The following is a 26,624-nucleotide window of genomic DNA, read 5'->3' as shown; positions in this document are numbered from 1 at the left end:
CGGTTCTTCGAGACGACGTCGAGTGCCGCCTGGATTTCCTGCTCCGTGCGGGTGTCGAGCGCCGAGGTCGCCTCGTCGAGAATGAGGATCGGCGGGCTCTTCAGGATGGTGCGGGCGATGGCGACGCGCTGCTTCTCACCGCCGGAGAGTTTCAGGCCACGCTCACCGACCATCGCCTTGAAGCCTTCCGGCAAGTGGCGGATGAAGGGGCCGATCTGCGCCGCCTCAGCGGCGGCGGTGACCTCCTCGTCGCTGGCGCCAGGTCGGCCGTAGCGGATGTTGTAAGCGATCGTGTCATTAAAGAGCACGGTATCCTGCGGCACCATGCCGATCACCGAGCGCAGGCTCTTCTGCGTGACATCGCGTACATCCTGCCCGTCGATGGTGATCGCGCCCTCCTGCACGTCGTAGAAACGATAGAGCAGCCGCGAAAGCGTCGACTTCCCTGCGCCGGACGGGCCGACGACGGCGACGGTCTTGCCGGCGGGAACATCGAAGGAGACGCCCTTGAGGATCGGCCGCGCCGGATCATAGGAAAAGTGCACGTCCCTGAAGGAGATCGCGCCGTCGGCGATGATGAGGTCCTTGGCACCGGGCTTGTCCTGTACCTCTTCCTCCACTTCGAGCAGATCGAACATCTGTTCGATATCCGTCAGGCCCTGGCGGATTTCGCGGTAGACGAAGCCGATGAAGTTGAGCGGGATGGCGAGCTGGATCAGCATGGCGTTGATGAAGACGAAATCGCCGACCGTCTGCTCGCCGCGCTGCACGGCAAGCGCCGACATCGCCATCATGACCGCCATGCCGACGCCGAAGATCAGCGCCTGACCGAAGTTGAGCCAGCCGAGCGAGGTCCAGACCTGGGTCGCCGCCTTCTCGTAGCGCGCCATGGACTGGTCGAAGCGGCGCGCCTCCATCTCCTCGTTGCCGAAATACTTGACCGTCTCGAAGTTGAGCAGCGAGTCGATCGCCTTGGTGTTGGCTTCGGTGTCGCTGTCGTTCATCGAGCGGCGGATCGAGATGCGCCAGTCGCTCGCACGCACCGTGAACCAGATGTAGAGACAGACAGTGACGGCCGTGACGAGAAGATACTGCAGCCCGTAACCCCACCAGAAGATGGCGGCGGTGAGCAGGAACTCGATGAAGGTCGGCACGCTGTTGAGGATCGTGAAGCGCACGATCGTCTCGATGCCCTTGGTGCCGCGCTCGATGACGCGCGACAGGCCGCCGGTGCGCCGCTCCAGATGGAAGCGCAGCGACAGGCGGTGCAGGTGCACGAAGGTGCGGTAGGCGAGCTGGCGCACGGCATATTGCCCGACGCTGGCAAACAGCGCGTCGCGCAGCTGGTTGAGGCCGGCCTGCAGGATGCGCGCACCGTTGTAGGCAAGCACCAGCATGACGGCGCCAAGCAGGAAGGTCGGCAGAAGCGAGACGGCATCCGCCTTGCCGTTCAGCGCATCCGTTGCCCACTTGAAGAAATAGGGCACCAGCAGCAGCACGATTTTCGAGGCGAGCAGGAAGACGGACGCCCAGACGACGCGCATCTTCAGGTCGGGCCGGTCGGAAGGCCACATATAGGGCCAGAGGTTCACCAGCGTGTGGAGGGGATTGCTGCTGTCGGCCGAAACCGTCTTTTTCGTCGTTCTCGCCACGCTGGCCTCCGCCGGGTCGCCGTCACGCCCCGGTCTTCGTTTCTTGCCGGACTTGCCGAATGAAAATGCGGCGCCCGGTAGGGGCGCCGCATCGGGGAGATAGGTCCTTGCCGGCCGCTTCGCAACGGCCGGCGGGAAATTGTCCTTGTGCAAGTCCGGCAAACTCCGCACTGCCGGACCTGCGAGGGATCAATTGCCGCGAACGCGCTTGCGGTGCAGCTCTTCCGCCTCCGCATCGCTTTCCACCGTCTTGTCCGGCACGCCGAAGACCTGGCCGGGGATGATGCGGTCCGGATCGGCGATCTGGTCCTCGTTGGCGAGGTAGATCGTCGTGTAGCGTACACCCTTGCCGTAGATGCGGCGGGAGATCTGCCAGAGCGTGTCGCCGCGGCGGATGATGACCGAGGTCTTGCTCTGCTGCAGCGGCGCCTGCTCGACCGTTTCCGGCTCCTCGGCAACCGCCTGTCCGCTGCCCGTTGCGGCGGCTTCGCCCGAGGTGGCGGTGCCGCTCTCGCTGCCGGTCGCAGCCGCGGTGCCGCCGGCCGTCGTGGTTTCCTCCGCCGGGCTCGCAGCGTCGGCAACCGGCGCACCGCCCACCGCTTCGCTGCCCGACGCAACGGCGTTGGCGGCGGCCGTCAGCGAGGGCATGCCTTCCAGCGCCACAAGCGCCTGCTGATAGGCCTCCTTGCCGGCGCCGGCCGGAACCGCGGCGAAGCGGTCGAGCGCGGTCGAGGCCCAGCCCTTCAGCTTTTCGATGGCCGCCGTCACATCCGCGGCCGTGCCCGCCGGGGGCGTGAAGCCGGTGATGCCCTTGAGGGCGCCTTCAAGCGCGGTGCGGGCGGTCTGGATTTCCGCCGACGTCGCATTGCGGCCGTCGGAGAACAGCGCAACGAACTGCTGCTGGAGCGCCGTCGCCTGGCCGGCCAGCGCCTCGATGGAGCTGTCCGCCGCGGCCGACGCCGCGCCGACCACGGCCTCCGCCTTCTCGATGGCCGGAGCCAGCGCATCGGCAACGGCCGTCTCGATCGAGCCGAGAGCACCGCCGACAGCGGCAGCGTCCTTCGGCAGGGCCTGGAGGCGGGCGAGCGCCGTGGCCGCAGCGGCCGAGGCCTTGGCGGCCATGTCGCGGGCCGCATCGCCCTCTTCCGGGCCGGGCTTGAACTCCGATAGCGACTTCAGCGCGATCTCCGTCGCGGACCGGGCAGCCGCCAGCTCCTCGACGGTCGGCAGGCGGCCATCGGCATAGAGGCCCTTGAGCAGCGCCAGCGCCTTGTCGGCCTCGGTGCGCAGCTTGTCGAACGTGCCGCCGCCGATGAGGCCGAGCGCCGGGGCGGTATCGCCGGTGGCATTCTCCTGCGCGACAACGGCGACCTGTTCGCCTTCCGGCCGATCGAACGGAACGGAAGCGCGGAATTCGACCTTGCTGCCATCCGGGCTCATCACGTCGGCGCGGACGGTGTGGCGGCCGACCGACAGGTCGATCGTGCCATCGGCCACGTAGCGGCCCTGATCATCCGCCTTCGCCTCGCCGACGAGCGTGTCGTCGGCATAGATACGCACAAGCGCACCCGGCTTGGCCGTGCCGGCAATGAACATGCGCTCGCCTTCCAGCTCGACGGCCGAAACACGGGCCTGGGGCTTGGCCGCCGTTTCCGTCGCCGCGCTGCCGGCTGCACCCGCCGTCTCCGTCGCAGCGGCCGTGGCGGTTTCGCCCGTGGCTGCCGCATTGCCGCCGCTCGTCCCGGCCGTTTCCGTCCCGGCAGGCTGTTCGCCCGCGGTGCCGGCTGCGCCTGCATCGGTGGCAGCGGCGGTTTCGCCGGCTGGCTGGTCGATGGTCTTTTCCGCGGTAGCGGCGGCCTTGTCCGCGGTGTCCGGCACCGTGATCAGGCGGCTCGCCTCGCCGGGCTTGGAGACCATGGCCAGGAGCTCGCCGCCGGCATCCTTCGGCACGGAGACGGTCGCCACCTCGTCCGAGGTCTTCGAGACGCCCTTGTCGTCCTTGGTGTTCAGGGTGAGCTGATAGTCGCCGGCCGAGAGCGGCTGATCGAAGACGGCCGCGAAATCGCCGGACGGGCCGATATCGGCCGTCGCGACGACGGTCTCGCCATTCTTGATCTCCAGCTTGGTGTTCGGCTGGCCGCGGCCGGCGATCACCGTCGAACCATCGGGCTCGACGCGCAGGAGATCGAAGGCAGGCGTGACCCAGCCGGCGGCCGGATCGGCCGGCGTCGTTTCCGCCTTGGCGACCTCCTGGGTCGCGGTCGCAGCCTCGCCTATCGTCGCATCGGCCGGCTTCTCGCTTCCGGCAGCAGAGCCCGTGCCGGTCGCTTCTCCACCCGTCGCTGCCTCGCCGGTTCCCGTCGTCGGACGGGCCTGCTTGCCCTCGGCCGTCGTGGTCTCGCCGCCGCCTTGCGTCGTCGTATTGGTAAGGCTCGCGACCGGGGTTTCGGCCGGCTTGTCCTTGTTCATGTTGGGCAGCACGAAGAAAACCATGAGCAGCGTTGCCGCCGCCAGCACGATCAAGGCCACCAGACCGGTCTTGTTCTTCATCATCAACTCTCTCTCTGTCCCGGTTTCCCGGGGGTCCCCTCCTGAAATTGCTATCGATTCCCAATGTTTTGCACAAGGTTCCCGGGACGTTCCGGAGCCGCCGCCCCGCGCTTTTTCGTCATTATCCTTGACGGGCTGCCAGCCGGGTGGCTGAATCCCGTCATGAGCGAACAAACCCTGCCGATTCGATCCGTCTGCGTCTACTGCGGCTCCCAGCCGGGCCGCGAAACCACCTATGTCTCCGCCGGGCGACGCCTCGGCAAGGCGATGGCCGAAAACCATCTCCGCCTCGTCTATGGCGGCGGCACGAAAGGCATCATGGGGGCGGTGGCCAGCGGCGTGCTCTCGCATGGCGGCCGCGTCACCGGCATCATACCGCAATTTCTCGTGGATATGGAGGCCACCCGCCATTCGCTCGGCCAGCTCTCCGAGCTGATCATCACGCCCGACATGCACGAGCGCAAACACAAGATGTTCGAGCGCGCCGACGCTTTCGTGGCGCTGCCGGGCGGCATCGGCACGCTGGAGGAGATCGTCGAGGTGATGACCTGGGCACAACTCGGCCGCCACCGCAAGCCAATGGTCTTCGCCAATATCGGCGGCTTCTGGGACCCGATGCTCAAGCTCATCCGCCACATGGCGGACGAAGGCTTCATCCACACGGCCCATCTCGTGCAGCCGATGGTGATCGACGAACCGGAAGAGATCGTCGCGGCGCTCGTTGACCATTGGGCCGGCCAGGTCGACCGCGAAGGCGAAGCCGACATCATCGCCAGGCTCTGATCTTCTCAAGAGAAACGGAAGCTCGCCTTACAGGCGGTCGAGTTCGTACCACACTTCGCCGTGCTCACTGCCCGCGATCGGATCGGGAAAATCGCCGGACACCGTCCGCGCATGCCTCATGCCGATCTTTTCCATGACGCGGCGCGAAGCCTGGTTCACGGTCATCGTCGTCGCCACGATCTTTTCGTATCCGGCGGTTTCAAAACCCCAGTCGACGAGAGCCTCCGCCCCCTCTGCGGCCAACCCCTGGCCCCAGTTCACGCGATGCAGGCGATAGCCGAGTTCAGCCAGCGTCTCGCTTTCCGGCCAGAGGCAGAACCAGCCGACAAAGACGCCATCGGCCGTCCGACGGGCTGTCCAGACATAGGGCTCCGTGCCGGTCGGCATCAGAAAGGTCGCGTTCGGCGCGACCGTCTCCCGATCGACGGCATATCCCCCGTTCAGAAAGCGCATCACCTCCGGATCACGCTCCAGATCGATGAAGTCCGCACGGTCGCCTGGCCGGCAAGGGCTGAGCGTCAGACGCGCCGTCTGCAAAACGGCCATCGTCTATTCCGCCGGCTTGAGCTCCATGGCCGCAAGACGCTTTGTCCGCGCCGTCCGTAGCATGGAGCTGGAATAGAGGAGAAGCGCGGCCCAGATGAAGGCGAAGGCGATGAGCTTCGTCGTGCCGAAAGGTTCGTTGAAGGCGAAGACGGCGATGAAGAAGATCATCGTCGGCGCGATGTACTGCATGATGCCGATGGTGGACAGGCGCAGCAGCTTGGCGCCATTGGCATAGATCATCAGCGGGATGGCAGTGACGACGCCGCAGGCGAGCAGCCAGAGAACATCGGCGGCACCGGTATCACCGAAATGGCCCTGCCCCGAGGATTCGAGCCAGAAAATATAGCCGAGCGCCGGCACGCTCAACAGCAGAACCTCCAGGAAGAAACCCTGATTCGGACCGATCGGCAGCGTCTTGCGGAAGAAGGCATAGAAGCCCCAGGAGATGCAGAGGCTGATGGACACCCACGGCAGCCCGCCGGCGTCGAAGGCAAGGATCCCCACCGCCAAGGCCGCAAGCCCGATCGCCAGAATCTGCGTCCGGTCGAGTTTTTCCTTCAGGAGGACGGCGCCGAGGAAGATCGAGAAAAGCGGGTTGATGTAATAACCGAGGGCCGTCTCGATGGCCCGGCCGGCGCCGATGGCCCAGACATAGATGCCCCAGTTGATGGTGATCAGCACCGCCGTCAGCGTCGCCATGGCGAGCATGCGCGGCGAGCGCAACGCCACCTTGATATCGGCGGTGCGGCCGAGCCAGATCAGCACCAGCCCGGCGAGCGGCACCGACCAGACGATCCGGTGCGCCACCACCTCGGCAGCGGGAATGTGGGCGACGGCCTTCATGAAGAAGGGCAGGAACCCCCAGAACACGTAGGCCGTCAAGGCGAAGGCGAAACCGCGCGGCGAATCGCCGGTTTCGGGGCCGCTGGTGGATTTAGCGTCGGCCATGGCGTGGTATCCCGTCATTTCATGGATTTTTCGACGGGATACTCCAAAGGAAGGTTATGCACCAATTCATTCCGGTGAAGGGACGATGAGCGGCGCTGAACCTCGCCCCGTTACTCCGCGGCCACCCGCCCCGCCTCCCCGCGGTTCTTCAGGAGCTTGTAGATGATGGAATCCATCAAGGCCTGGAAGGACGCGTCGATGATGTTGTCGGAAACCCCGACCGTCCACCAGCGCGCGCCGCTGGCATCGGTGGATTCGATCAGGACGCGGGTGATGGCCTCGGTGCCGCCGTTGAGGATACGCACCTTGTAATCCGCCAGCTCCAGGTCGGCGATCTCGGCCTGATACTTGCCAAGGTCCTTGCGCAGCGCGAGATCGAGCGCGTTGACCGGGCCGTGACCTTCGGCAACGGACATCATCGTCTCGCCATCAACGACGACGCGCACCACGGCCTCCGAGACGGTCTTGAGCTGGCCGTTGGCGTCGTAGCGGCGCTCCACCATCACGCGGAAGCTTTCGACGTGGAAAAACTCCGGCACCGTGCCGAGCGTGCGGTAGGCCAGCAGCGCGAAGCTCGCATCCGCGCCCTCATAGGCATACCCGGTCGCCTCGCGTTCCTTGACGATCTGGATGAGACGATCGAGCTTCGGGTCATCCTTGCTGACGGTGATGCCGCGCAGCTTGAGCGCATTGATGAAGTTCGCCTTGCCGCCCTGGTCGGACACCATGACCTTGCGCAGGTTGCCGACGCTTTCCGGCGTCACATGTTCGTAGGTGCGCGGGTCTTTCAGGAGCGCCGAGGCATGGATGCCGGCCTTGGTGGCGAAGGCGGAAGCCCCGACATAGGGCGCCTGATGGTCCGGCGAACGGTTCAGCAATTCGTCGAAGGTATGGGCAAGCTTGGTGAGGCCCGTCAGGTCCTCCGTGTCGATGCCGATCGAAAAGCGCGTCGCATAGGTCTCCTTCAGCGCCAGCGTCGGGATGAGCGTCACCAGATTGGCATTGCCGCAGCGCTCGCCGATGCCGTTCAGCGTACCCTGGATCTGGCGCACGCCGGCCTCGATGGCGGCGAGCGAATTGGCGACGGCCTGCCCCGTGTCGTTGTGGGCGTGGATGCCGAGATTGTCGCCGGGCACACCGGCGGCGATCACCGCCCGGACGATCGCCTGCACCTCCGACGGCTGCGTGCCGCCATTGGTGTCGCACAGCACCACCCAGCGGGCGCCGGAGGCATAGGCCGTGGCGGCACAGGCCAGCGCATAGGCCGGATTGGCCTTGTAGCCGTCGAAGAAATGCTCGCAGTCGACCATGGCTTCGCGACCGGAGGCGGCGACGGCCTTGACCGATTCGGCAATGCTCTCGAGGTTCTCCTCGTTGGAACAGCCGAGCGCCACGCGCACATGATAGTCCCAGCTCTTGGCGACAAGACAGATCGCGTCGCTCTTCGAGTCGAGAAGCGCGGCAAGGCCAGGATCGTTGGAGGCGGAAATGCCGGCGCGTTTCGTCATGCCGAAGGCGACGAATTTCGCGCGGCCGGTGCGCTTCTTCGAGAAGAAAGCCGTATCCGTCGGGTTGGCCCCGGGATAGCCGCCCTCGACATAGTCCAGGCCGAACGCGTCCAGCATGCCGGCAATGGCGATCTTGTCCTCGACGGAAAAGTCGATGCCGGGCGTCTGCTGGCCGTCACGCAGCGTGGTGTCGAAAAGGTAGATACGGTCTTTTTTCATCTGTTCCCTCCCTGGGAACTCATTGAACACTTCAATCCGCCCCTCATCCGGCTGCCGCCACCCTCTCCCCGCAGGTGAGGAGAAGGAATATGCCGCGCCGAAAACCTCGAACCCGAATCCTGCATTCGACGGGCCCCCTCTCCCCGCATGCGGGCAGAGGGTTTGGGTGAGGGGCAGTCTCTCAAACTTTCCCCGCGAACTTGTCCGTCGCGTAGATCAGCCGGTCGAGAATGCCCGGCTCGGAATAGGCGTGGCCCGCCCCCTCAACGAGGTAGAATTCCGCCTCAGGCCACGCCTTGTGCAGGGCCCAGGCCTGTTTTGCCGGGCACGGCATGTCGTAGCGCCCGTGCACGATGAGGCCGGGAATGCCCTGCAGCTTGTGCGCGTCGCGCAGGAGCTGCCCCTCGTCCAGCCAGCCGGCATTGACGAAGAAGTGGTTCTCGATGCGGGCAAAGGCGTGGGCGAACTCGTCCTCGCCGAACTTGTCGCTCGTCGAGGGCTCCGGCAGCAACGTGATCGTCTCGCCTTCCCACAGGCTCCAGGCAAGCGCCGCGGCGATACGCGTCGCCTTGTCATCGCTCGTCAGGCGGCGGTGATAGGCATGCATCATCTCGTGCCGCTCTTCCGGGGGAATGGGCGCGATGAAACGCTCCCACTTGTCGGGGAACATTTCCGAGACGCCGAACTGGTAGTACCAGTCGAGCTCGCCCTTGGTGAGCATGTAGATGCCGCGCACCACGAGCTCGGAGACGCGCTCGGGATATTTTTCCGCATAGGCAAGCGCCAGCGTCGAGCCCCAGGAGCCGCCGAAGACCAGCCATTTTTCGGCGCCGGCCATTTTCCGCAGGCGTTCGATGTCGGCAACGAGATGCCAGGTCGTGTTGGCCTCCAGCTCCGCATGCGGCGTGGACTTGCCGCAACCGCGCTGGTCGAACAGCGTCACGTCGTAGAGGGCGGGATCGAACAGGCGGCGGTGGGCGGGCGAGAACCCGCCGCCGGGGCCGCCATGCAGGAACACCGCCGGCTTCGCACCGGGCGTTCCGGCGCGCTCCCAGTAGATGACATGCCCATCGCCGACGTCGAGATGGCCGGAGGCATAGGGTTCGATTTCGGGATAGAGGGTACGCAGGGTCTCGCTCATAATTTCATTCCGTGGGCAGGCCAGTTTTCGGTTTCGTGGTCGGGGTGCTGGAAGGAGATGATCTTCTCCTGCTGGCTGTAATAATCGGGGTCCTTGTGGGCGGGCGCGGAAAAGATCGCCTCGACCCAGGGAAGCCGTGCGTCGAAATTGACCTGGATCTGCGGCGCGAGGTCATCGCGCCTGTCGAAGGCGCCGATGGCGATCTCCAGCCCGCCGGGATGCTTGTAGGCCAGCGGCGTGCCGCATTGCTGGCAGAAGCCGCGGGCGATGTTGATCGAGGACTGGAAATAGGCCGGCTCGCCGCGCGGCCACTCCACCTCGCCCTCGACCGTGACGAGCGGGCCGAAAAAACCGCCGAACTGCTTCTGGCACATGCGGCAATGGCAGATCGACGGGCGGCCGAGCCCGCCCTTGATACGGAAACGCACGGCGCCGCACTGGCAGCCCCCGGTTCTTGTCTCTTCCTGTTCGACGCTCATGGCAGCTCCTTCAACGATAGGCGGAATAGACGACGACGGCGACCACCACGGCGGTGATCAGGATCAGCTTGCCGGCGATGAGATAGAGCCACTTGCGCGGAAAACCGAGCTCCGGCCGGGTCTCGGTCATGGAATGTCCTCCGGCGGCCAATGGTCCGTGTCATAGTCCGGGTGCTGGCGGTTGGAGGCGCGGACCACGATGTGCCGCGCCGCGCCGAACTCGCCGTCCTCGCTCTCGCTTTCCGGCAGTTTCGCCAGCTGCGCGAACCAGACGAGCCGCGATTCGACGCCCGCCTGAGCGACCGGGCGGACATCGTCGGGATCGTCGAGCGAGCCGAGTGTCACATTGATATGGTCGGCGGCGAGCGCGTCGTAGAACAGCGGCGTGCCGCAATCGCGGCAGAAACCGCGGCGCACGATCTCCGAGGACTGGAACCAGCCGGCCTCGCCGCGGGTCATGGTGAAACGGTCGCGTGGCGCATTGGCAAGCGGCAGGAAATAGTTGCCGGCCGCCTTCTGGCACATGCGGCAATGACACAGATGCGGATCGCCGAGTGTCCCTTCCACCCGATAGCGCACCGCGCCGCACTGGCACCCGCCGGTATAGATGCGGGAAATGCTCATGGCTTGCGCTCCGGCGGCCATGCGTCCGTGTCGTGGTCCGGATGCTGGTAGGAGACAAGGTCGGCGAGGAAGGACGCCGCCTCCTGGTCCGCCATTGTCTCTTCCCCCGGCAGGTCGCAAATCGCGTCCACATAGGGCAGCTTCGCCTCGACGCCCCACTGGATGCGCGGGGCGATCTCCGCCGGGTCGTCAAAAGCGGCGATGGTCAGCGCCACGCCGTCCGGCGCTTCATAGGTCAGCGGCGTGCCGCAATCGGCACAGAAGCCGCGATAGCCGTGGTTCGACGACTGGAAGCGCTTCGGCTCTCCCCGCGTCCAGGTCAGCTTGGCCTGCCGCACGGAGACCAGCGGCAGATAGAAATTGCCGCTCGCCTTCTGGCACATGCGGCAATGACAGACCGACGCATCGCCGAGCGCCCCTTCGACATGAAAGCGCACGGCACCGCACTGGCACCCGCCGGTGTAGAAGGGGGTGGTCACCTTTTCACCTCCCATGTCGTCACGCGCTCGCCCGTCTGGGCGTCCTTGCCGTCCTTCAGCTGGACTCCCCTGGCGGCGAGGTCGTCGCGAATCTTGTCGGCTTCGGCGAAGTTCTTCGCCTTGAGCATTTCCAGGCGAAGTTGGATCAGCGTTTCGATGCTATCCTCGAGCGCCTTGGAGATCTCGGCCTTCTTCGGCAGGACGCCAAGAAGTTCGGCGCTGGCAGCGAAGACCGGCAGCATCAGCGGATCGGCATTGGCGCACTGGGCGAGCGCATGCAGCGCCTGCACGGCCGCGACGGTGTTGAGATCGTCGAAAAGCGGCGCACGCACGCTTTCATCCACCCGGCCCTCGGCCGGATTGCCACCGGCGGGCCATTTGGCAAGCAGGCGCTCCGCCTCTTCCAGCCGCTTGACGGAGAAGTCGATCGGTTCGCGGTAATGCGTCATCAGCATGGCGAGGCGCAGCACCTCGCCCGGCCACTTGCGGCCGCCGAACTTCTCCTCGTGCAAGAGTTCTGCGATCGTGAAGAAATTGCCCTCGGACTTCGACATCTTGCGGCCTTCGACCTGCAGGAAGCCGTTGTGCATCCAGACATTCGACATGACCGGCGTGCCATGCGCGCAGCGCGACTGGGCGATCTCGTTCTCGTGGTGCGGGAAGATGAGGTCGAGGCCGCCGCCATGGATGTCGAAGGTCTCGCCGAGATAGGCGGCAGACATGGCGGAGCACTCGATGTGCCAGCCCGGACGACCGCGGCCCCAGGGGCTTTCCCAGCCGGGCTCTTCCGGCGAGGAGAGCTTCCAGAGCACGAAATCGCCGGGGTTCTTCTTGTGCACGTCGACGGCGACGCGGGCGCCGGCCTGCTGTTCGTCGAGGTTGCGCTTGGAAAGCTGGCCGTAGTCGGCCATGGACTGCGTGTCGAACAGCACCTCGCCGCCCGCCTGATAGGCATGGCCGCGCTCGATGAGGCGTTCGATCAGCGTGATCATGTCGACCTTGCCGTCGCCGCGCGGCTGGACGAACTCCGTGGCGCGGGGCTCGTGCGTCGGCTCCATGGTGCCGAGCGCGGCGATATCCGCGTGGAACTGGTTCGCCGTCTTCTCCGTCACCCGGCGGATCGCCTCGTTGAGCGAAAGCGTGCCGTCGCCGATCTCCTTTCCGAAATCGCGCAGTGCCCGGGCGTTGATCTTGTCGTCGACGTCGGTGATGTTGCGGGCATAGGTGACGTGGTCTTCGCCGTAGACATGGCGCAGCAGGCGGTACAGCACATCAAAGACGATGACCGGCCGCGCATTGCCGATATGGGCGAAGTCGTAGACCGTCGGGCCGCAGACATACATGCGCACATTGTCGGGATCGATGGGAGCGAAGGGCTCCTTCGAGCGCGTGAGCGTGTTGTACAGCGTCAGGACCGGCTTTTCGGCCATAGAAATCTCCCCAAAAGGCGTAAACCCGGCTGGCCGGGTCGTTGTCATCCGGGGATTTTGAGGGACGAAAACGGCCGGGCCAGCGCGTGCGCTAGCGAATAATGCTCCGGCGAATGCAGAGTACCGTTTTCATGGCCTGCTTTATCGCGCCGTGCGGGCGTCCGGTCAAGCGGGCGCGGCCCGTTCCCGGACGAAATTCTCGCCAGGCCTCCTGTTCCCGCGGTGACACGGCCGCCCCTGCCCGCATGGGAAAAAGAAGGGGTGAGACCGGCAGTGCCCGCCGGCAAACCGAAGGGACAGCATCATGACGACCCGGAAGACAGAGACACGCCCCGAGACCGATCTTGCCAGCCGCTACAATCCGATCGGCATCCGCGCCGTCATCGCGGCCTTTCTGATGATCAAGGTGCGGCAGGTTCCGAGGAAATGAATGTTTGCGGCCGTCACAATAGTTGATCTCGAAAACCTGTGTTTTCAGTCGCTTGCCGCAGATCGATCAAAATTTGAGCAGAATTTGGCCGAATGGGTCGCGTAAATGCATAACGCATCGGGGGTAGCAACCGGGGGATCGAAACGGGGCTGCCTGACAATTCAGGAGAAAGACAATGTCGACCGCACGAAAACAGCCGCCGCAGAACCATGCGGCAAACGAAAACCTCCAGGCGCGCTACAAGCCGCTCGGCCTGCCCGCCGTCGTGGCCGCCACGCGCTGCAAGCCCGAGGCGAAGACAGAGGACAAGCGCTCCAAGCGCGATATTCCGGCCGTGCTCCAGCCGCTCTACGATTGAGCCGCTCCAAGGCGGCCTCGCCGGCGCGATTTCAGAACAGCGACAGCTGGTCGGACGGTGATGGGGGCGCTTCCGCGCCCTTTTTCTTTTCCGCCGGCGCTTCGTCGGCCCGCTCTTCCACCGGCTCCAGGATATCCGGCCCCATATTGGCGACCTTGCCCACCTTGTCGGAGACCGGGATCGCCTCGAAGAAACCGTCGTCGATCGGCTTCATCAGATCAGCCACCTCACGCGGCTCCTGCGTCTTGCAGTCGAGCCAGCGCGAAAAGTCCTGCCTGCGGATGACGACGGGCATGCGGTCGTGGATGCGGGCAATGTCGTTGTTGGCCGCGGTCGTCAGGATCGCGCCGGTGTCGACCTCCGAACCGTCGGCGGAAGACCACGTCTCCACCAGTCCGGCAAAGGCGAGAATCTCGCCCTTCTTCGGGCGGATCCAGTAGGCCTGCGCCTTGGCGCCCTTCCCTTCCGGCCGGCGCCATTCGAAAAAACCGGAGGCCGGCACGAGGACGCGGCGATGGCGCATGGCGGCGCGGAACGAGGCCTTGCCGATCGCCGTCTCGGCGCGCGCATTGATGAGCAGCGGAAAGTCGCGCGGGTCCTTCACCCAGCCGGGCATGAAACCCCAGCGCACCAGCATGGCCTTACGCTCCGGCAGGTTGCTGCCGGGCTCCTGCCTTTCCCCCGCGACGACGACCAGGATCGGCTGCGTCGGGGCGATGTTGTAGCGCTCGGTCAGGTCGTCCAGCTCGGCGAGATCGAGATAGTCGCGCGCAAGATCCCGCTTGGCCAGCAATGCAAATCGTCCACACATGGCATCGTCATCGCACTTTGCCTATAAGGGGTCAATCGAGCGCAACCGAACCGGACCGCGATGAAGAAATCCAAGACGCCCCAGCCCGCCTCCTCCGCCATCATCGAACGCGACGGGCGCTATCTCCTGGTCCTGCGCAGCAACCCGCCCTCGGCGGACATGTATGCCTTTCCCGGCGGGCGCGGCGAGCCGGGCGAGACGCCGGCCGAGACGGCGCTGCGCGAACTCTTCGAGGAAACCGGCATCAGCGCCGAAAAACCACTGCTTTTCGCGACCTACGACCTGCCCGGCCGGGAAGACGGCCCCGGCAGCCCGTCGTTCCGCCTCTCCGTCTTCAAGGTGAAGGCGGATGCCACGGCCATCGCCGTCGCCTCGGACGATGCGGCGGCCGTCGGTTGGTACACGGCCGGGGAGATCGAAAAGCTGCCGGCGCCGGACAGCGTGCGCGAATGCATCCGGCGCCTCGAGGCGGAACGCACGGGGCAGACCGCATGACGGTGATTCGGCTCGCCCTCCTTCTCACCCTGACGCTTTCCGCGCCCGCCTTCGCCCAGAAGGCAAAAGGTGACGCGAAGGAAACACCGCCCGCGGCGGCCATCGAGGAAAAGCCCGCACCCTATGACGAACGGCTGGAACGGCTCTCGGAAATCCTCGGCGCCGTGCACTACCTGCGCAATCTCTGCATGGACAAGCCGGAGGACGGCTGGCGGGCCTCGATGCAGCGCCTCATCGAGCTGGAAGCCGCTAACGAGCCGAAAAGACAGGAGAAACTGACCGCGGCATTCAACCGTGGATATCGTTCCTTTGCCGCCATCTATACCGCTTGCACCGACTCGGCTGTTGTCGCAGAAGAGAGATACCGTAACGAAGGTGCAACACTTGCCACAGAAATTACCGCACGCTTCGGAAATTAGCGGTTAATTAACCTCTTTTTACAGGACCCAGTGCCGTTTTGGGAAAAGGCTGCTAAGGTCGTTAACAGTCAAGTAAGAACTGAATGCCCCGCATGGACCGATCAATGGAACCTACTCTCAACGATATCGACGAGATGATCGTGCACGAGAAGATGCAGGCCGCTCTGGAATACCAGAACGAGGCCTGGGCCGACGGCATGGCTGATGGCATCGAACCGGAAATCATCGCCGATGCCGCCATCGCGCTCGCCATGCGCGAGACGATTCGCATTCACGGCGAACGTGGCGCGGAGGCGATGCTCGAATCGCTGCGCGAGCGCATGCTGGCTGGAGAATTCTCCCCCGAGCGCATCCTGCAATAGGCTGGAAAGACAAGTCATGCAGACGTCGCCTGACGGCAAAACGCTGTTTCGCAGCAGCCTCATCGTCTTGTCCGTGCTTTTCACGACGACGGCACTGGTGGCACCCGTCCGTCCCGCCTTTGCGCTCAGCGAGTTGAAGAACGAACAGGGTCAGGTGCCGCAGAAGCCGGCCGAGGACGGCCAGACGCCGCCCGTCGAGGAGGAGCAGGAAGAAACCGGCCCTCTCGAACTGCCGCTGCCCGATCCGCTGATTCGCCGTAACCAGGCGGTGACAGAACCCTCCGACGACGCGCCCGCCACCGACGACAAGGCTGACGACGAACCGGAGGTTCCGGTCGAGTTCTTCTCCGACATCGCCAAGGCGCCGGAACCCGTGCGCCGCATGCGCGAACTCATCGTTGAGGCTGCCGCCTCCGGCGATATCGAGCGCCTGCGCCCCCTGCTCGGCAAGGGCATGACGGAAACGCAGGTCTCCATCGTCGAGACCGACGAAGGGCCCGTCGAAACCCTCAAGGGCCAGTCGGGCGACGAGGAAGGCATCGAGGTTCTGGCGATCCTGCTCGACGTGCTGGCGACCGGCTTCGTGCATGTCGGCAAGGGCACCGCGGACGAAATGTATGTCTGGCCCTATTTCGCCGAAAAGTCGCTCGCCACGCTGACACCGCCGGAAAAGGTGGAGCTGCTGCGCATCGTCACCGCCGGCGACTTCGCCGACATGAAGGAATTCGGCAGCTACAATTTCTATCGCGTCGGCATCACGCCGGACGGCCAGTGGAAATTCTTCGTCACCGGCGACTGAGCCTTACAAGACCGCGCTCCAGGCATGATCCGGATAGGCCTGCGCGAGGCACGCCTGCAACCAGCACCTTTGCTTTGCGTCGAGCCGCGGCAACGCCTTGGCGAAATCCGCCTCGTCCTTGTCGCGCCGGTATTTTGCCTTGAACAGCAGGACGATCTCCGGCGCGAGATAGGCGATGCCACCGCCCGTCCTGCGCACGGCATCGGCGCGCGGCAGGCGGATCGACGGATCGCGCTTGTAGACCCAGGTCTCGGGCGTGCCGTCCTCCAGCATCATGTCGACACGCCAGCAGCCCGCCGCTACATCCTCGCACCAGACCTGCGCGATGCCTGAAGGCAGCATGTCCTCCGCGCCGAGCGGCTCGACATGGCCGTCGCCGACCGTATGGAGACGCAGGCCCGGCAAGGCTGCGCGGAAATCCGCAAAATCGGTGCGCAGAATGGTGAATTCGAGGTCGTCGTGCGGCCGCATCTGCTCCCCGTGCCAGAGATCGAGCGCCCAGCCGCCGACGATGCACCAGGGCCGTGTGACGCCGGCTAGCCGGTGGGCGAGCTCCTGCGGGTGCCAGGCGGCCCATGCATCGTGGGGAAGTGTCGGCGTTGCCGTCATCATGGATCACCTTTCTTCGCGCGGCGTCCTTCTCCGCCATCCGGACGTACAGCGCAAGGCGGCACGACCTTGCGAAAGGCGCCCGGCCGTTCTACCTCTGTTTCAACGGGTGCGATCATGCACCGCCCGCTGCCGCATGGTGCCGGCGGGCGCACAATCTGGATCGAATCATGCCTTCCGTCACACTTTCCGGCCGCGCCTTCCTCCGCATTTCCGGTGCCGATGCCGAGACCTTCCTGCAATCGCTCATCACCACCAACCTGCCCGACCTTGCGACCGGCGAGATTCGTCCCGGTGCCCTGCTGACGCCGCAGGGCAAGATTCTGTTCGACTTTCTAATATGCCGCGACGGCGACGGCGCCTTCCTGATCGAGACGACGGACGCACAGCGCGATGCACTCCTGAAGCGCCTGACCATGTACAAGCTGCGCGCCGCGGTCGACCTTGCAACCGTCGAGGGCGACACGGTGGCGATCGCCTGGGACGCGCCCGAGGCCGGCGCGCCGCAGGACGGCCGCTTCGCCAAGGCCGGCCTTCTCCTCTCGCGCCGCCCAGGCACCGGCGGCGACGACGACCCGGCGCTCTATGACGCCCTGCGCATCGGCACCGGCCTTGTCGAAGCCGGCCAGGACTATGCGCTCGGCGATGCCTTTCCGCACGATGTGCTGCTCGACCTCACCGGCGGCCTTTCCTTCCGCCAGGGCTGCTATGTCGGGCAGGAAGTCGTCTCCCGCATGCAGCACCGCGGCACCGCGCGCCGCCGTCCCGTCATCGTCAGCGCCGAGGCCGACCTTCCCGCGACCGGCACCGAGCTTCTGGCCGGCGGCAAGCCGATCGGCACGCTCGGCAGCGTGTCCGGCACGCGCGGCCTTGCCATCGTGCGCATCGACCGCGCGGCCGACGCCATGCATGGCGGCACGCCGATCACCGCCGACGGCATGCCTGTCACCGTCGCCCTGCCGCAATGGACGGGCCTTGCCTTCCCGCAGGAAACCGCCGAGGTGCCGGCGCAATGAGCGGAGCCGCCCGCGCCAAGACGGAACCCCGCGCCTGGCAGCGCATGCTGTCGGGCCGCCGCCTCGACCTGCTCAATCCGTCGCCGCTCGACATCGAGCTGTCCGACATCGCACACGGGCTTGCCCGCGTCGCGCGCTGGAACGGCCAGACCAACGGCGACCACGCCTTTTCGGTGGCGCAACATTCGCTTGTCGTCGAGGCGATCTTCCGCCAGCAGAACCGTTGCAATGCCGACGAGTGCCTGATGGCATTGCTGCACGATGCACCGGAATATGTGATCGGCGACATGATCTCGCCCTTCAAGGCGGCGCTGGGCGTCAACTACAAGGCCTTCGAGGCCCGACTGGAAGGCGCCATCCACCTCCGCTTCGGCCTCCCGCCGAAGAACCCGGTCGAGATCAAGACCCTGATCAAGAAGGCCGACGTCGCCTGCGCCTATTTCGAGGCCACCCAACTGGCCGGCTTCAGCAAGAAGGAGGGCCTGAGCCTGTTCGGCTCGCCACCTCCCGGCTACGACCTGATCATCGACCCCCTGCCCGCCCCCGTCGCCCAGCAACGCTACCTCGAACGCTACCGCGTCCTGGCCGAGGCCGTCGGCCTGATGCCCGCCGCCGACGCCTGGCATACGGAATAGGCGATGGGCGCGCCGGCTGAACAGGGCGTGCGCATCGGCCTCTCGGCGGTCGTCATCGCCCTGCGCGACCGCAAGGCCTGCGTCCTGACCACGCCGGGCGAGGACGGCGCCGCCGCCCTGCCCTTCGGCCCCTTCGACCCGGGCCGCGACCGCACTTTCGAACTGGCCCTGCGCGCCTTCGTCACCGCCCAGACCGGCTTCCGCCTCGGCTTCGTCGAACAGCTCTACACCTTCGGCGACCTCGGCCGGGACAGCCCCCGCGCCACCCCGGGTCCCGAGCGACGCCGCGAGGTCTCGGTCGGCTACCTCGCCCTGACCGCCGACGCCGCCGACGCCCCCCTGGCCGAGGCCCGCTGGACCCCGGTGCTGGACATCTTCCCCTGGGAAGACCGCCGCGACGGCCCGCCCGCCTGCCTCGCCCCCCTGATCGACGACCTGGCCACGTGGGCCGTCGACGACCCGCGTCGTCAGGCCCGGATCGAGACCCTGTTCGCCACCACCCCGGCCCACCGCTGGAACGAGGGCCGGGTGCTGGACCGCTATGAGCTGCTCTACGAGGCCGGACTGGTCGCCGAGGCCGCCCGCGATCAGGACCTGCCGCCCCTGCCGACCGCCTCTGGCCGCCCCATGGTCTCCGACCACCGCCGCATCCTCGCCACCGGCCTTGGCCGCCTGCGCAGCAAGCTGAAATACCGCCCGGTCCTCTTCGACCTGATGCCGCCGACCTTCACCCTGTCCGAACTGCAGGCCGCCGCCGAGGCGATCACCGGCCTGTCGCTGCACAAGCAGAATTTCCGCCGCGGCGTCGAACGCACCGGCCTGGTCCAGCCGACCGGCCTCCTGTCCGCCGCCACCGGCGGCCGCCCCGCCGAACTGTTCCGCGTCATCGACGGCGACCTGGCCACCGGCGAAGCCCTCGGTCTGCCCCTTCCGGCGCAACGCTGAGCGATTTCTCCCGAACCCGGCTTGCGGCGCAGCCCCTCGCCCATTAGAGAAGCCGCTCGCTCGACCAAGCGTCTATCGGCCCCGCGGAGAGGTGGCAGAGTGGTCGAATGTACCGCACTCGAAATGCGGCGTGCCTTTGCGGGCACCGTGGGTTCGAATCCCACCCTCTCCGCCACTCACCCCCGTAACAGTTCTCTGATCTGACCCCGGCCCCGGAAGGGCCCGGATCGTCGGGACTATTCGCCGCCAAACTCCCGTACTGCCCCCCATTAAGGCCGCTTCGGAGCAGCCACTCGGCCGCTGTTCGGCCCCCAGTCTCTGTGCGAACCGCATCTGGTGGAGTTTCCCTGTTATGGCCCGGAACAGGGAATTCAGATGTTTTTCGAGAACCCGATTTCGGGCTCAGGAACCCGCCGGGCCTCGCAAAGCCAGTCAGCGCGGGCATTTCGTCCGGTTTTAGCTTCCATCCGGTCCGAAATTAACAGGGAACGATATTCCACCGAAACAGGGATCATTTTGGCGCAGAACAGGGATCGATATTTCCCGGAACAGGGAGTGTTCCTGAGCGAAACAGGGATCATTTTCCGTCGAAGCCCAACGCGTGCCGCTGATCAGGCCAGCCGGTCGGAAGCCGCATCTTCAGTAACTGGTCGAGCGTGAGCGCGGGCGGCTGGCGACCTTCGAGGATGGACTGCTGGATATCAGGCGCCAGGAACACTAACGGCCAGAGCCGGCGCTCGTAGCTGCTCGTTGGCGCCTTGCCCGATCCAACGAACGCGCCGTCGCTTGCGCGCCAGCCAAGGCCGGCGGCGATCTTGTGCGCCTGGCGAAGGCCGCGGATCAACACCGGGTCGCGCCGCGCCTTGCGGACGGCCGATCCGCATACCGGAGTCAGCACCCATGTCCGGCCGCCGCGCGCCTGACAGCGCACAGGAGCGACCAACACCACCTGGTCCGCGTGGGTATCGCAAGGGTAAAGCCTGTCGCGCACATCCCGGGGCAAGGCCTTTGCGTGGAAGGCAATCCGGAGCGCCTCGGGGAGCACCTCTACCCGCCGCACCGGTTTCAGCAGCGCCGCAAAGGATCGCTCATCTCCTCCCGGCGACACTGTCGCCAGTTGCGTGCGCACCGCCTCCTCAAGGGCTTCGGCGGAGACCCGCCGCAGCACCCCTTCCCGCTCCTCGACCTTGCGGCCCTGCTGCAGCGGCGCCGAGACGTAGTAGCGGTAGACTCGCCCACCCCGGCCGTAGCCGAACGAGGGGCTCATAGGATGGCCGTCGGCGTCGAACACCAGTCCTTTGAGCGGAAGCTGCGCCGATCGAAGAGGTCGTTCCTTGCGGGCGCGGGTGTTGGCGGCGAGCTGCGTCTGCACTCTGGCGAACACGTCGGGCTCGACGATCGGCGGATGGCAGCCGGCGACGCTGGTCGCTCCATGGACGATCTCGCCGAGGTAAACGCGGTTGCGCAGCATGTGGAACAGGGCGCCGCGGCTGAGCGGTACGCCGCCGGAAGTGCTGCCTTTCGCGCTGACCCAGACCTTGGAGCGCATGCCCTCCTGCGCCAGCCGGGCTTCCAGCGCCGAGACCGACCCCAGCTCCAGATACAGGTTGAAGATGGTCCGGACCTGTTCCGCCTCGGGCTCGTTGCGCACGAGGGACCGGGTCGCCCTGTCCGTTGGAGGGTCGTAACCCAGGGGCGGCATGCCGCCCATCCACATCCCTTTGGCCTTGGAGGCTGCGATCTTGTCGCGGATGCGTTCGCCAGTGACCTCGCGCTCGAACTGGGCGAATGACAGCAGCACGTTCAGCGTCAGCCGCCCCATGGAGGTGGTGGTGTTGAACGACTGGGTCACCGAGACAAACGACGCCTGCGCCTTGTCCAGCCGATCGACGATGCGGGCGAAGTCGGGCAGCGACCGGGTTAGCCGGTCGATCTTGTAAACGACAATGGTGTCGACCTTGCCGGCGTCGATATCCTCCAGCAGGCGCTTGAGGGCCGGCCGTTCGATGTTGCCGCCCGAGAAGCCGCCGTCATCATACACGTCAGGCAGGACCTTCCAGCCCTCGCTGGCCTGGCTGCGGACATAGGCCTCGCAGGCCTCACGCTGGGCATGCAGGCTGTTGAAGGCCTGATCCAGCCCCTCCTCGCTGCTCTTCCTCGTATAGAGGGCGCAGCGGACGACGGGCCGAGCGGTCATGCGCCCTCCTCCCCGGCGCGCAGGCCGAAGAAGCGCGGTCCGTTCCAGCGCGAACCGGTGATCTTGCGAGCGACCTGCGACAGGCTGAGGTGCAACTCATCACGATGGCGCAAACGCCCGTCGGGCTCGACCACCACCTCGTGACGCACGCCCTGCCATTCCCGGGTCAACCGCGTGCCCGGGGTCAGCGCTGTGGCGACAGGCGCCGAGGCCGGGCGGCGGATGGTCCGTCGAAGATCGCCTTGGAGACCGCCTTCGCGCGCCGCCTGAATGCGCCAGGCCAGCATCAGGGCGAGGATCTCTGGCGAGCGGATCGACGGCGCGGCCCCGAAGCGCTCGCGCCAGATCGTTCGAAGTGGCTCTAGGCCGAGGTCGCCGATGGTCGCGCAATCAATGTCGGTGGCGTGGATAATGGTCATCAGGGGCCCGGCTCCGCGGGGCTCATCTGCCCCCACCGGAACGAGCCCGGAGTGGCCGGGCGCGCAGACACTGACGCTCCGTTCCGGGCCGCAGTCCAGTCGGAGGGGGATATTTTTCCAGCGCTGTGGACAGCGGCCTGAAGTGGGGCCATGCGAATCAATGTTCGCGCTATGTTCACCCCATGAACACAGCCGTCGCTCATCGAGTCGTCGAGGCCCGCTCTCCGTCCGAACTGCAGCCCTACAGCCGCAACGCCCGGACCCATTCCCGCAAACAGATCCGCCAGATCGCCGACAGCATCGAGCGCTTCGGGTTCACCAATCCGGTGCTGGTCAGTGACGACAGCGAGATCATCGCCGGCCACGGCAGGGTGGAGGCGGCCAAGCTGCTGGGACTGAAGACTGTCCCCACCCTGCGGCTCTCGCACCTCTCTGCCGAGGAACGCCGGGCCTATGTGCTCGCCGACAACAAGCTGGCCCTGAACGCCGGCTGGGATCAGGACATCCTGGCCATCGAGCTGGAGGCGCTGATCGATCTGGACTTCGACGTGACCCTCACCGGTTTCTCGCTGGCTGAGGTCGACTTCACGCTGGACGCGGCGCGTGAGCGGGACCCTGAGGCGCCGCCCGGCGTCGAGGATGAGATCCCGGCGATCGCCGCCGGGGCGGTCACGCGTATGGGCGACGTGTGGGTGTTGGGGCGCCACCGGCTGGTCTGCGGGGATGCCCGCGAGGCAGCCGACTATGCGCGGCTCCTGGGAGACGAGCGGGTGGACCTGGTGTTCACCGACCCGCCCTACAATGTGCCGATCGACGGGCACGTCTGCGGCTCCGGCCGGATCCGGCATCGCGAGTTCGCCATGGGCGTTGGTGAGATGAGCCAGGACGCCTTCACCGGCTTCCTGGCCGCCGCGCTCAAGCCCATGGCCGCCAACTGCCGCGACGGTGCCATCGCCTTCGTCTGCATGGACTGGCGGCACATGACAGAGCTGCTGAACGCCGGGGCGCAGGTGTTCTCCGAGCTGAAGAACCTGTGCGTCTGGAACAAGACCAACGGCGGCATGGGGACCTTCTACCGGTCCAAGCACGAGCTGGTGTTCGCCTACAAGGTCGGGACAGCGCCCCACACCAACACCTTTGGCCTCGGCGACACAGGCCGATATCGCACCAACGTCTGGGACTATGCCGGCATCAGTTCCATGGGTTCGACCCGAGCAGAGGATCTGGCCATGCACCCGACCGTAAAACCGGTCGCGATGGTGGCGGACGCCATCCGCGACTGTTCAAGGCGTGGGGACATCGTGCTGGACGGCTTCGGCGGCTCGGGCACCACCCTGATCGCCGCGGAAATCTGCGGCCGCGCCGCTCGGCTGATCGAGTTCGATCCGCACTATTGCGATGTGATCATCAGGCGGTTCGAGCGGCTGACCGGCAAGCCGGCCGTGCTTCATGAGGGCGGGACCCCGTTCGATGACGTCGCGATCCAGCGTCTTGGAGGGCTGGCAGCTTGAACGACAAGCTCCCCCCTCACACGCCCGGTACGGCCGTGGTGGTCGGTTACGCCCGCCCCCCGGTCGAACACCAGTTCCAGAAGGGCCGCTCCGGCAATCCCCGCGGCCGGCCGCGTAAGCAACCGGCCCTCGACCGCCCAACGATCGTCGACCCTGTGATGACCCATCACATGGCGGATCTGGTGTTGGCCGAGGCCATCCGGCCGATCCAGATCCGGGAGAATGACGAGATCATTGAGCTGCCCCTTATCCAGGCGGTCGTACGCAGCCTCGGCGTCTCAGCGCTGAAGGGCAATCACCGCGCCCAGATCGCCATCACCAGCATGGTCAAGGCCGTGCAAGACAAGTCGATGGAAGACCGGACTTTCCTGTTCAAGGCAGCAATCAACTACAAGGATGTCTGGGAAAGCGAGTTCAAACGCTGCGATGCCCGAGGCGAGCCGCGCCCCGAGCCGGTCCCCCATCCGCATGAGATCAGTGTCGATACCAAGACGCTGAAGGTTACGATCAACGGCCCGGAAACCGAGGATGAGAAGAAGCTATGGGACAAGATGCTCAACCGGCGCGTGGTTGCCTTGGAAGAGGTCGCTGAGTTGAAACAGCAACTGAAACGCAAGTCCAGGCACAGCGAGTTTTACCAGGCGGAGATGGAGACCGAGCAGCGGATGGCCGACATGATCGGCGCTGTCCTGCCGGACGAAAAGACCAGACGGCAGCCCGGGTTCGATATGAAGCGGTGGCGCGAGGGCCAAGAAGCCTGGAACAAGATCAAGCTGGTGCAGAAGAAGGATGGGGCGCGGCCCTAGGAACTCACAAGGTCAGCAGTGCGCTAAGAGGAGACATTGGCATCCGCGCCAAGAACGGCCGCTTCAGCATCAGCCAGTCCACGAATTTGCGTGGGCGCAAGACAGGAAGCGCTCGTTTACCCTACCCTGCACCAGATGAGAAACACCTCGCATTTCGGCCAGCTTCTGGCCGCCGCCGCCGCCGAGCCCGAGCCGCAGCGTCTTCTGTTCGTCTTCGCCGGCGCCGAACTGCCCGACGGGGCCACGCCGGAGCAGGACGCGCGCTTCCGGGCGGGACGAGGCGGCGCGCTCGGGCCGCTGATGTGCGTCGACAAGGCTCCGCGGGACCTCCCTGACTTCAAGGCCCTCGTCTCGGAGGCCGAACGGGCCGGGCCGCCGTGGAGCATCGTGTTCGCCGCGAGCCTGTCGGGACAGGCCGGGCGTCCGCCTGACAAGGCCCGCATCGACCTCGCACTGGAGACCATGGTCGAGGCTGTGCGGGATGGTCGGATCAGCGGCTTCGCGGCTTATGGACCCGAGGGCGACTTCCTGGAGATCGGGTGACCCGACGTCGCGACCCGGCCTTTGACGGGGTTCGTCCGGGCGCTTGATGGATGCCAATTCGTTTTGGCGACGCAGGCTGTAAGTCCATCGGACCGGCCCGGTCCGGGCAGAGAGGCAACCGACGTTCCGATGACCGCAGACCCGTCACGCGAGCTCGTCCGCATCTATTTCCCCGGCGCGCGATCCGAAAATGAACGCCGGCTGCGCGGCGAGATCGACGCCACACTCGACCATTGGTTTCGCTGGCGCTCCGGACGCTTCGAAGACAGCGCCTCCGACGTCGCGCCCCCCGTCGCAGGTTCCCCCGCACGCGAGGGAGATCTGCTCGGGCAGCGGTTGCTGACGCTCTGCGACGCCCTGACGGCGGAGACCCCGACGTTCTCGCCGCGCTACATCGCTCACATGAAGGCCGACCTGTCCCTGCCCGGTCTGCTGGGCTGGTTCGCGGCCATGCTGCACAATCCCAACAACAGTTCGCGCGACGCCAGCCGGGTCGGCAGCGTGATTGAGACGGAGGCCATCGCCGCCCTTGCCAGCATGCTGGGCTATGATCCCGCTCAGGCCCAAGGGCATTTCACCTCCGGCGGGACGGTGGCTAATTTCGAGGCGGTCTGGCGCGCACGCTATCGACTGGACCACTGGCTGGCGCTGGCGCTGCATGTTTCGGAAGTCACCGGCGAGACCCTGGATCCGTTCGCTGCGGCCCATATGGGCTGGAAACAGTTCCGCAGCCTGCAAACCGCTCACGCCGTATCGGACAATGTCCTGAAATCCTGCAGCGCGGCGGCGTCCAATCCGGGCGACGTCTGGCGACGGATCAGCCGGGCGTCGGGACGGGATTACCGGGGGCCGGTGATGCTGGTTCCGGGAAACCGGCACTATTCCTGGAGCAAATCGGCCAACGTCTTCGGTCTGGGCGGCGAGGCGATCTGGAGCGTGGCCCTGGACCAGGGCGGTCACCTGGACCTCGCCGATTTCGAACGCCAGGTGGAACGCGCCCAGGCTGATGGAAGACCGATCCTGATGGCCGTCGCCGTGGCCGGGGCCACCGAGACCGGGGCCATTGATCCGCTCGATCGCCTCTATGACCGGTTGGACCTGTGGCGGGCGGAGCGAGGTTGGCGCATCTGGCGCCACGTCGACGCGGCCTATGGCGGCTTCCTCCGGGCCATGCTGAACGGCCCGGAGGAAGCGGTCCTGGCGCCGGAGACGGCCGCCGCACTGCGGGCCATGGGACGTTCGGATTCGATCACCATCGACCCGCACAAGCTGGGCTATGTGCCCTATGCCTGCGGAGCTTTCCTGACGCCGGACGCCGAACATTACGCCGTCTCCGCCTTTGACGCCCCCTATCTGGACCGGCCGGAACTGGGCGATGGAAAATGGTCATCGACGCTGGAAGGGTCGCGGTCGGCGGCCGGCGCCGCGGCGACCTGGCTGACGGCGGAAACCCTCGGCTTCGGCGCGGCCGGCCTCGGGGCTCTGATGGCCACTACGGTTGAGACCCGTCAGGCTTTCGAAGCTGCCATAAGGGAAGCTGTCCCGGAAGCGCGTTTCCTGCCCGCCGACAGCAATATCGCCTGCTTCTCGCTGGCTCGCCCAGGCGAGGCGCTGAGCCTTTCCAACGCCCGCAATCAGGCCGTCTTTGATCATTTCCAGAGATCGCCCCATTTCGCTGTGTCCAAGACGACCCTGGGGGCCGACAACGCCGCGCTGATCGCCGATCTGCTCGGCGGCCATGGCGGCTACGATGACCGATCCGAGGGTGATGCCGGGATGCTGGTCATCCGTTGCGTGTTCATGAATCCCTATTGGTCTGACCCCTCGGTGCGGCACGACCTGCTGCCGCGCTTCATTGAGGAGTTGCGCCAGGCACTGGCCGACCCCGACGAAGCGAAGGCGGCCTGAGA

28 protein-coding genes and 1 tRNA gene are annotated in these 26,624 nt (G+C 65.9%); 15 read left to right on the top strand and 14 right to left on the bottom strand.

Going from position 1 to position 26,624, the window contains the following annotated elements; translation table 11 throughout:
• Positions 1-1,805: ABCB family ABC transporter ATP-binding protein/permease (locus B2742_RS14330; RefSeq protein WP_292067633.1), on the bottom strand; the 1,805-nt coding region annotated here is incomplete at its 3' end.
• 36 nt (positions 1,806-1,841) lie between these two features.
• Positions 1,842-4,205, bottom strand: coding sequence for a LysM peptidoglycan-binding domain-containing protein (locus B2742_RS14325; RefSeq protein ID WP_024271438.1), 2,364 nt, complete (start codon positions 4,203-4,205; stop codon positions 1,842-1,844).
• A 159-nt stretch (positions 4,206-4,364) separates the two neighbouring features.
• Here B2742_RS14325 and B2742_RS14320 point away from each other — a divergent pair, with 159 nt between their 5' ends.
• A complete protein-coding gene (locus B2742_RS14320) occupies positions 4,365-4,985 on the top strand; it encodes a TIGR00730 family Rossman fold protein (RefSeq protein WP_037409306.1) in 621 nt (206 codons plus the stop codon).
• Between the two features lie 27 nt (positions 4,986-5,012).
• On the opposite strand, the gene B2742_RS14315 is transcribed toward B2742_RS14320, so the two are convergent.
• From B2742_RS14315 to cysS, 8 genes are all read right to left on the bottom strand, one after another.
• The gene (locus B2742_RS14315) at positions 5,013-5,531 is read right to left on the bottom strand and encodes a GNAT family N-acetyltransferase (protein WP_023513247.1); all 519 of its coding nucleotides are present in this window, start codon (positions 5,529-5,531) and stop codon (positions 5,013-5,015) included.
• A 3-nt stretch (positions 5,532-5,534) separates the two neighbouring features.
• Complete coding sequence (gene rarD, locus B2742_RS14310) at positions 5,535-6,479, bottom strand: EamA family transporter RarD (RefSeq protein ID WP_023513246.1); 945 nt, start codon at positions 6,477-6,479, stop codon at positions 5,535-5,537.
• 110 nt (positions 6,480-6,589) lie between these two features.
• A complete protein-coding gene (gene cimA / locus B2742_RS14305; protein ID WP_278025655.1) occupies positions 6,590-8,206 on the bottom strand; it encodes a citramalate synthase in 1,617 nt (538 codons plus the stop codon).
• Positions 8,207-8,387: 181 nt separating this feature from the next.
• Positions 8,388-9,347, bottom strand: a complete 960-nt coding sequence (gene pip / locus B2742_RS14300) for a prolyl aminopeptidase (RefSeq protein WP_023513244.1) — start codon at positions 9,345-9,347, stop codon at positions 8,388-8,390.
• The gene (locus B2742_RS14295; RefSeq protein ID WP_023513243.1) at positions 9,344-9,826 is read right to left on the bottom strand and encodes a GFA family protein; all 483 of its coding nucleotides are present in this window, start codon (positions 9,824-9,826) and stop codon (positions 9,344-9,346) included. The genes pip and B2742_RS14295 overlap by 4 nt, the downstream gene beginning before the upstream one ends.
• 126 nt (positions 9,827-9,952) lie before the next feature.
• A complete protein-coding gene (locus B2742_RS14290) occupies positions 9,953-10,471 on the bottom strand; it encodes a GFA family protein (protein WP_081870760.1) in 519 nt (172 codons plus the stop codon).
• The gene (locus tag B2742_RS14285; RefSeq protein WP_023513240.1) at positions 10,447-10,929 is read right to left on the bottom strand and encodes a GFA family protein; all 483 of its coding nucleotides are present in this window, start codon (positions 10,927-10,929) and stop codon (positions 10,447-10,449) included. The genes B2742_RS14290 and B2742_RS14285 overlap by 25 nt, the downstream gene beginning before the upstream one ends.
• On the bottom strand, positions 10,926-12,359 hold the full coding sequence (gene cysS / locus B2742_RS14280; RefSeq protein ID WP_023513239.1) for a cysteine--tRNA ligase: 1,434 nt from the start codon (positions 12,357-12,359) through the stop codon (positions 10,926-10,928). Before cysS ends, B2742_RS14285 begins: the two co-directional genes overlap by 4 nt.
• A gap of 304 nt (positions 12,360-12,663) precedes the next feature.
• Between cysS and B2742_RS14275 the strand changes: the two genes are divergently transcribed.
• Together B2742_RS14275 and B2742_RS14270 are read left to right on the top strand one after the other, a co-directional pair.
• Entirely contained in the window at positions 12,664-12,789 is a 126-nt protein-coding gene (locus B2742_RS14275; protein ID WP_023513238.1) for a hypothetical protein, read from the top strand.
• 175 nt (positions 12,790-12,964) lie between these two features.
• Positions 12,965-13,147 carry a hypothetical protein gene (locus B2742_RS14270; RefSeq protein WP_023513237.1) on the top strand — a complete coding sequence of 61 codons (183 nt, stop codon included), beginning with the start codon at positions 12,965-12,967 and terminating at the stop codon, positions 13,145-13,147.
• A 31-nt stretch (positions 13,148-13,178) separates the two neighbouring features.
• On the opposite strand, the gene B2742_RS14265 is transcribed toward B2742_RS14270, so the two are convergent.
• Positions 13,179-13,958 carry an SOS response-associated peptidase gene (locus B2742_RS14265; RefSeq protein ID WP_023513236.1) on the bottom strand — a complete coding sequence of 260 codons (780 nt, stop codon included), beginning with the start codon at positions 13,956-13,958 and terminating at the stop codon, positions 13,179-13,181.
• Positions 13,959-14,018: 60 nt separating this feature from the next.
• Between B2742_RS14265 and B2742_RS14260 the strand changes: the two genes are divergently transcribed.
• From B2742_RS14260 to B2742_RS14245, 4 genes are all read left to right on the top strand, one after another.
• Positions 14,019-14,453 carry an NUDIX hydrolase gene (locus B2742_RS14260; protein ID WP_023513235.1) on the top strand — a complete coding sequence of 145 codons (435 nt, stop codon included), beginning with the start codon at positions 14,019-14,021 and terminating at the stop codon, positions 14,451-14,453.
• Positions 14,450-14,872 carry a TIGR02301 family protein gene (locus B2742_RS14255; protein ID WP_023513234.1) on the top strand — a complete coding sequence of 141 codons (423 nt, stop codon included), beginning with the start codon at positions 14,450-14,452 and terminating at the stop codon, positions 14,870-14,872. The genes B2742_RS14260 and B2742_RS14255 overlap by 4 nt, the downstream gene beginning before the upstream one ends.
• Positions 14,873-14,976: 104 nt before the next feature.
• The gene (locus B2742_RS14250; protein ID WP_024271436.1) at positions 14,977-15,234 is read left to right on the top strand and encodes a hypothetical protein; all 258 of its coding nucleotides are present in this window, start codon (positions 14,977-14,979) and stop codon (positions 15,232-15,234) included.
• A 16-nt stretch (positions 15,235-15,250) separates the two neighbouring features.
• On the top strand, positions 15,251-16,033 hold the full coding sequence (locus B2742_RS14245) for a hypothetical protein (protein ID WP_023517134.1): 783 nt from the start codon (positions 15,251-15,253) through the stop codon (positions 16,031-16,033).
• Positions 16,034-16,036: 3 nt separating this feature from the next.
• On the opposite strand, the gene B2742_RS14240 is transcribed toward B2742_RS14245, so the two are convergent.
• Positions 16,037-16,645, bottom strand: coding sequence for a nucleotidyltransferase domain-containing protein (locus tag B2742_RS14240; RefSeq protein WP_292067527.1), 609 nt, complete (start codon positions 16,643-16,645; stop codon positions 16,037-16,039).
• Positions 16,646-16,812: 167 nt separating this feature from the next.
• Between B2742_RS14240 and B2742_RS14235 the strand changes: the two genes are divergently transcribed.
• The 4 genes from B2742_RS14235 to B2742_RS14220 all read left to right on the top strand — a co-directional run bounded on the left by B2742_RS14235 (position 16,813) and on the right by B2742_RS14220 (position 19,413).
• On the top strand, positions 16,813-17,658 hold the full coding sequence (locus B2742_RS14235) for a YgfZ/GcvT domain-containing protein (RefSeq protein ID WP_023517137.1): 846 nt from the start codon (positions 16,813-16,815) through the stop codon (positions 17,656-17,658).
• Positions 17,655-18,293 (top strand): HD family hydrolase, encoded by a 639-nt coding sequence (locus B2742_RS14230; protein ID WP_292067519.1) that lies wholly within the window; start codon positions 17,655-17,657, stop codon positions 18,291-18,293. The genes B2742_RS14235 and B2742_RS14230 overlap by 4 nt, the downstream gene beginning before the upstream one ends.
• Positions 18,294-18,296: 3 nt before the next feature.
• The gene (locus B2742_RS14225) at positions 18,297-19,238 is read left to right on the top strand and encodes an NUDIX hydrolase (protein ID WP_292067518.1); all 942 of its coding nucleotides are present in this window, start codon (positions 18,297-18,299) and stop codon (positions 19,236-19,238) included.
• Between the two features lie 85 nt (positions 19,239-19,323).
• A tRNA-Ser gene (locus B2742_RS14220) sits at positions 19,324-19,413 on the top strand.
• 402 nt (positions 19,414-19,815) lie between these two features.
• Here B2742_RS14220 and B2742_RS14215 read toward each other — a convergent pair.
• Both B2742_RS14215 and B2742_RS14210 read right to left on the bottom strand, forming a co-directional pair.
• Entirely contained in the window at positions 19,816-21,435 is a 1,620-nt protein-coding gene (locus tag B2742_RS14215) for a recombinase family protein (protein WP_292067516.1), read from the bottom strand.
• A complete protein-coding gene (locus B2742_RS14210; protein ID WP_292067514.1) occupies positions 21,432-21,854 on the bottom strand; it encodes a DUF2924 domain-containing protein in 423 nt (140 codons plus the stop codon). Before B2742_RS14210 ends, B2742_RS14215 begins: the two co-directional genes overlap by 4 nt.
• A 182-nt stretch (positions 21,855-22,036) precedes the next feature.
• Here B2742_RS14210 and B2742_RS14205 point away from each other — a divergent pair, with 182 nt between their 5' ends.
• The 4 genes from B2742_RS14205 to B2742_RS14190 all read left to right on the top strand — a co-directional run bounded on the left by B2742_RS14205 (position 22,037) and on the right by B2742_RS14190 (position 26,622).
• The gene (locus B2742_RS14205; protein WP_292067512.1) at positions 22,037-23,365 is read left to right on the top strand and encodes a site-specific DNA-methyltransferase; all 1,329 of its coding nucleotides are present in this window, start codon (positions 22,037-22,039) and stop codon (positions 23,363-23,365) included.
• Positions 23,362-24,171 carry a DUF5681 domain-containing protein gene (locus tag B2742_RS14200; protein ID WP_292067511.1) on the top strand — a complete coding sequence of 270 codons (810 nt, stop codon included), beginning with the start codon at positions 23,362-23,364 and terminating at the stop codon, positions 24,169-24,171. Before B2742_RS14205 ends, B2742_RS14200 begins: the two co-directional genes overlap by 4 nt.
• 135 nt (positions 24,172-24,306) lie before the next feature.
• Positions 24,307-24,714, top strand: a complete 408-nt coding sequence (locus B2742_RS14195; protein WP_292067509.1) for a ribonucleotide reductase subunit alpha — start codon at positions 24,307-24,309, stop codon at positions 24,712-24,714.
• Positions 24,715-24,843: 129 nt separating this feature from the next.
• Positions 24,844-26,622, top strand: a complete 1,779-nt coding sequence (locus B2742_RS14190; protein WP_292067507.1) for a pyridoxal phosphate-dependent decarboxylase family protein — start codon at positions 24,844-24,846, stop codon at positions 26,620-26,622.
• Positions 26,623-26,624: the final 2 nt, after the last annotated feature.

The organism is Brevundimonas sp. UBA7664, assembly GCF_002483305.1.
Taxonomy (GTDB): Bacteria; Pseudomonadota; Alphaproteobacteria; order Caulobacterales; family Caulobacteraceae; genus Brevundimonas.
The sequence above is the reverse complement of the archived record's forward strand: the minus strand, read 5'-3'. Positions and strand labels throughout refer to the sequence as shown.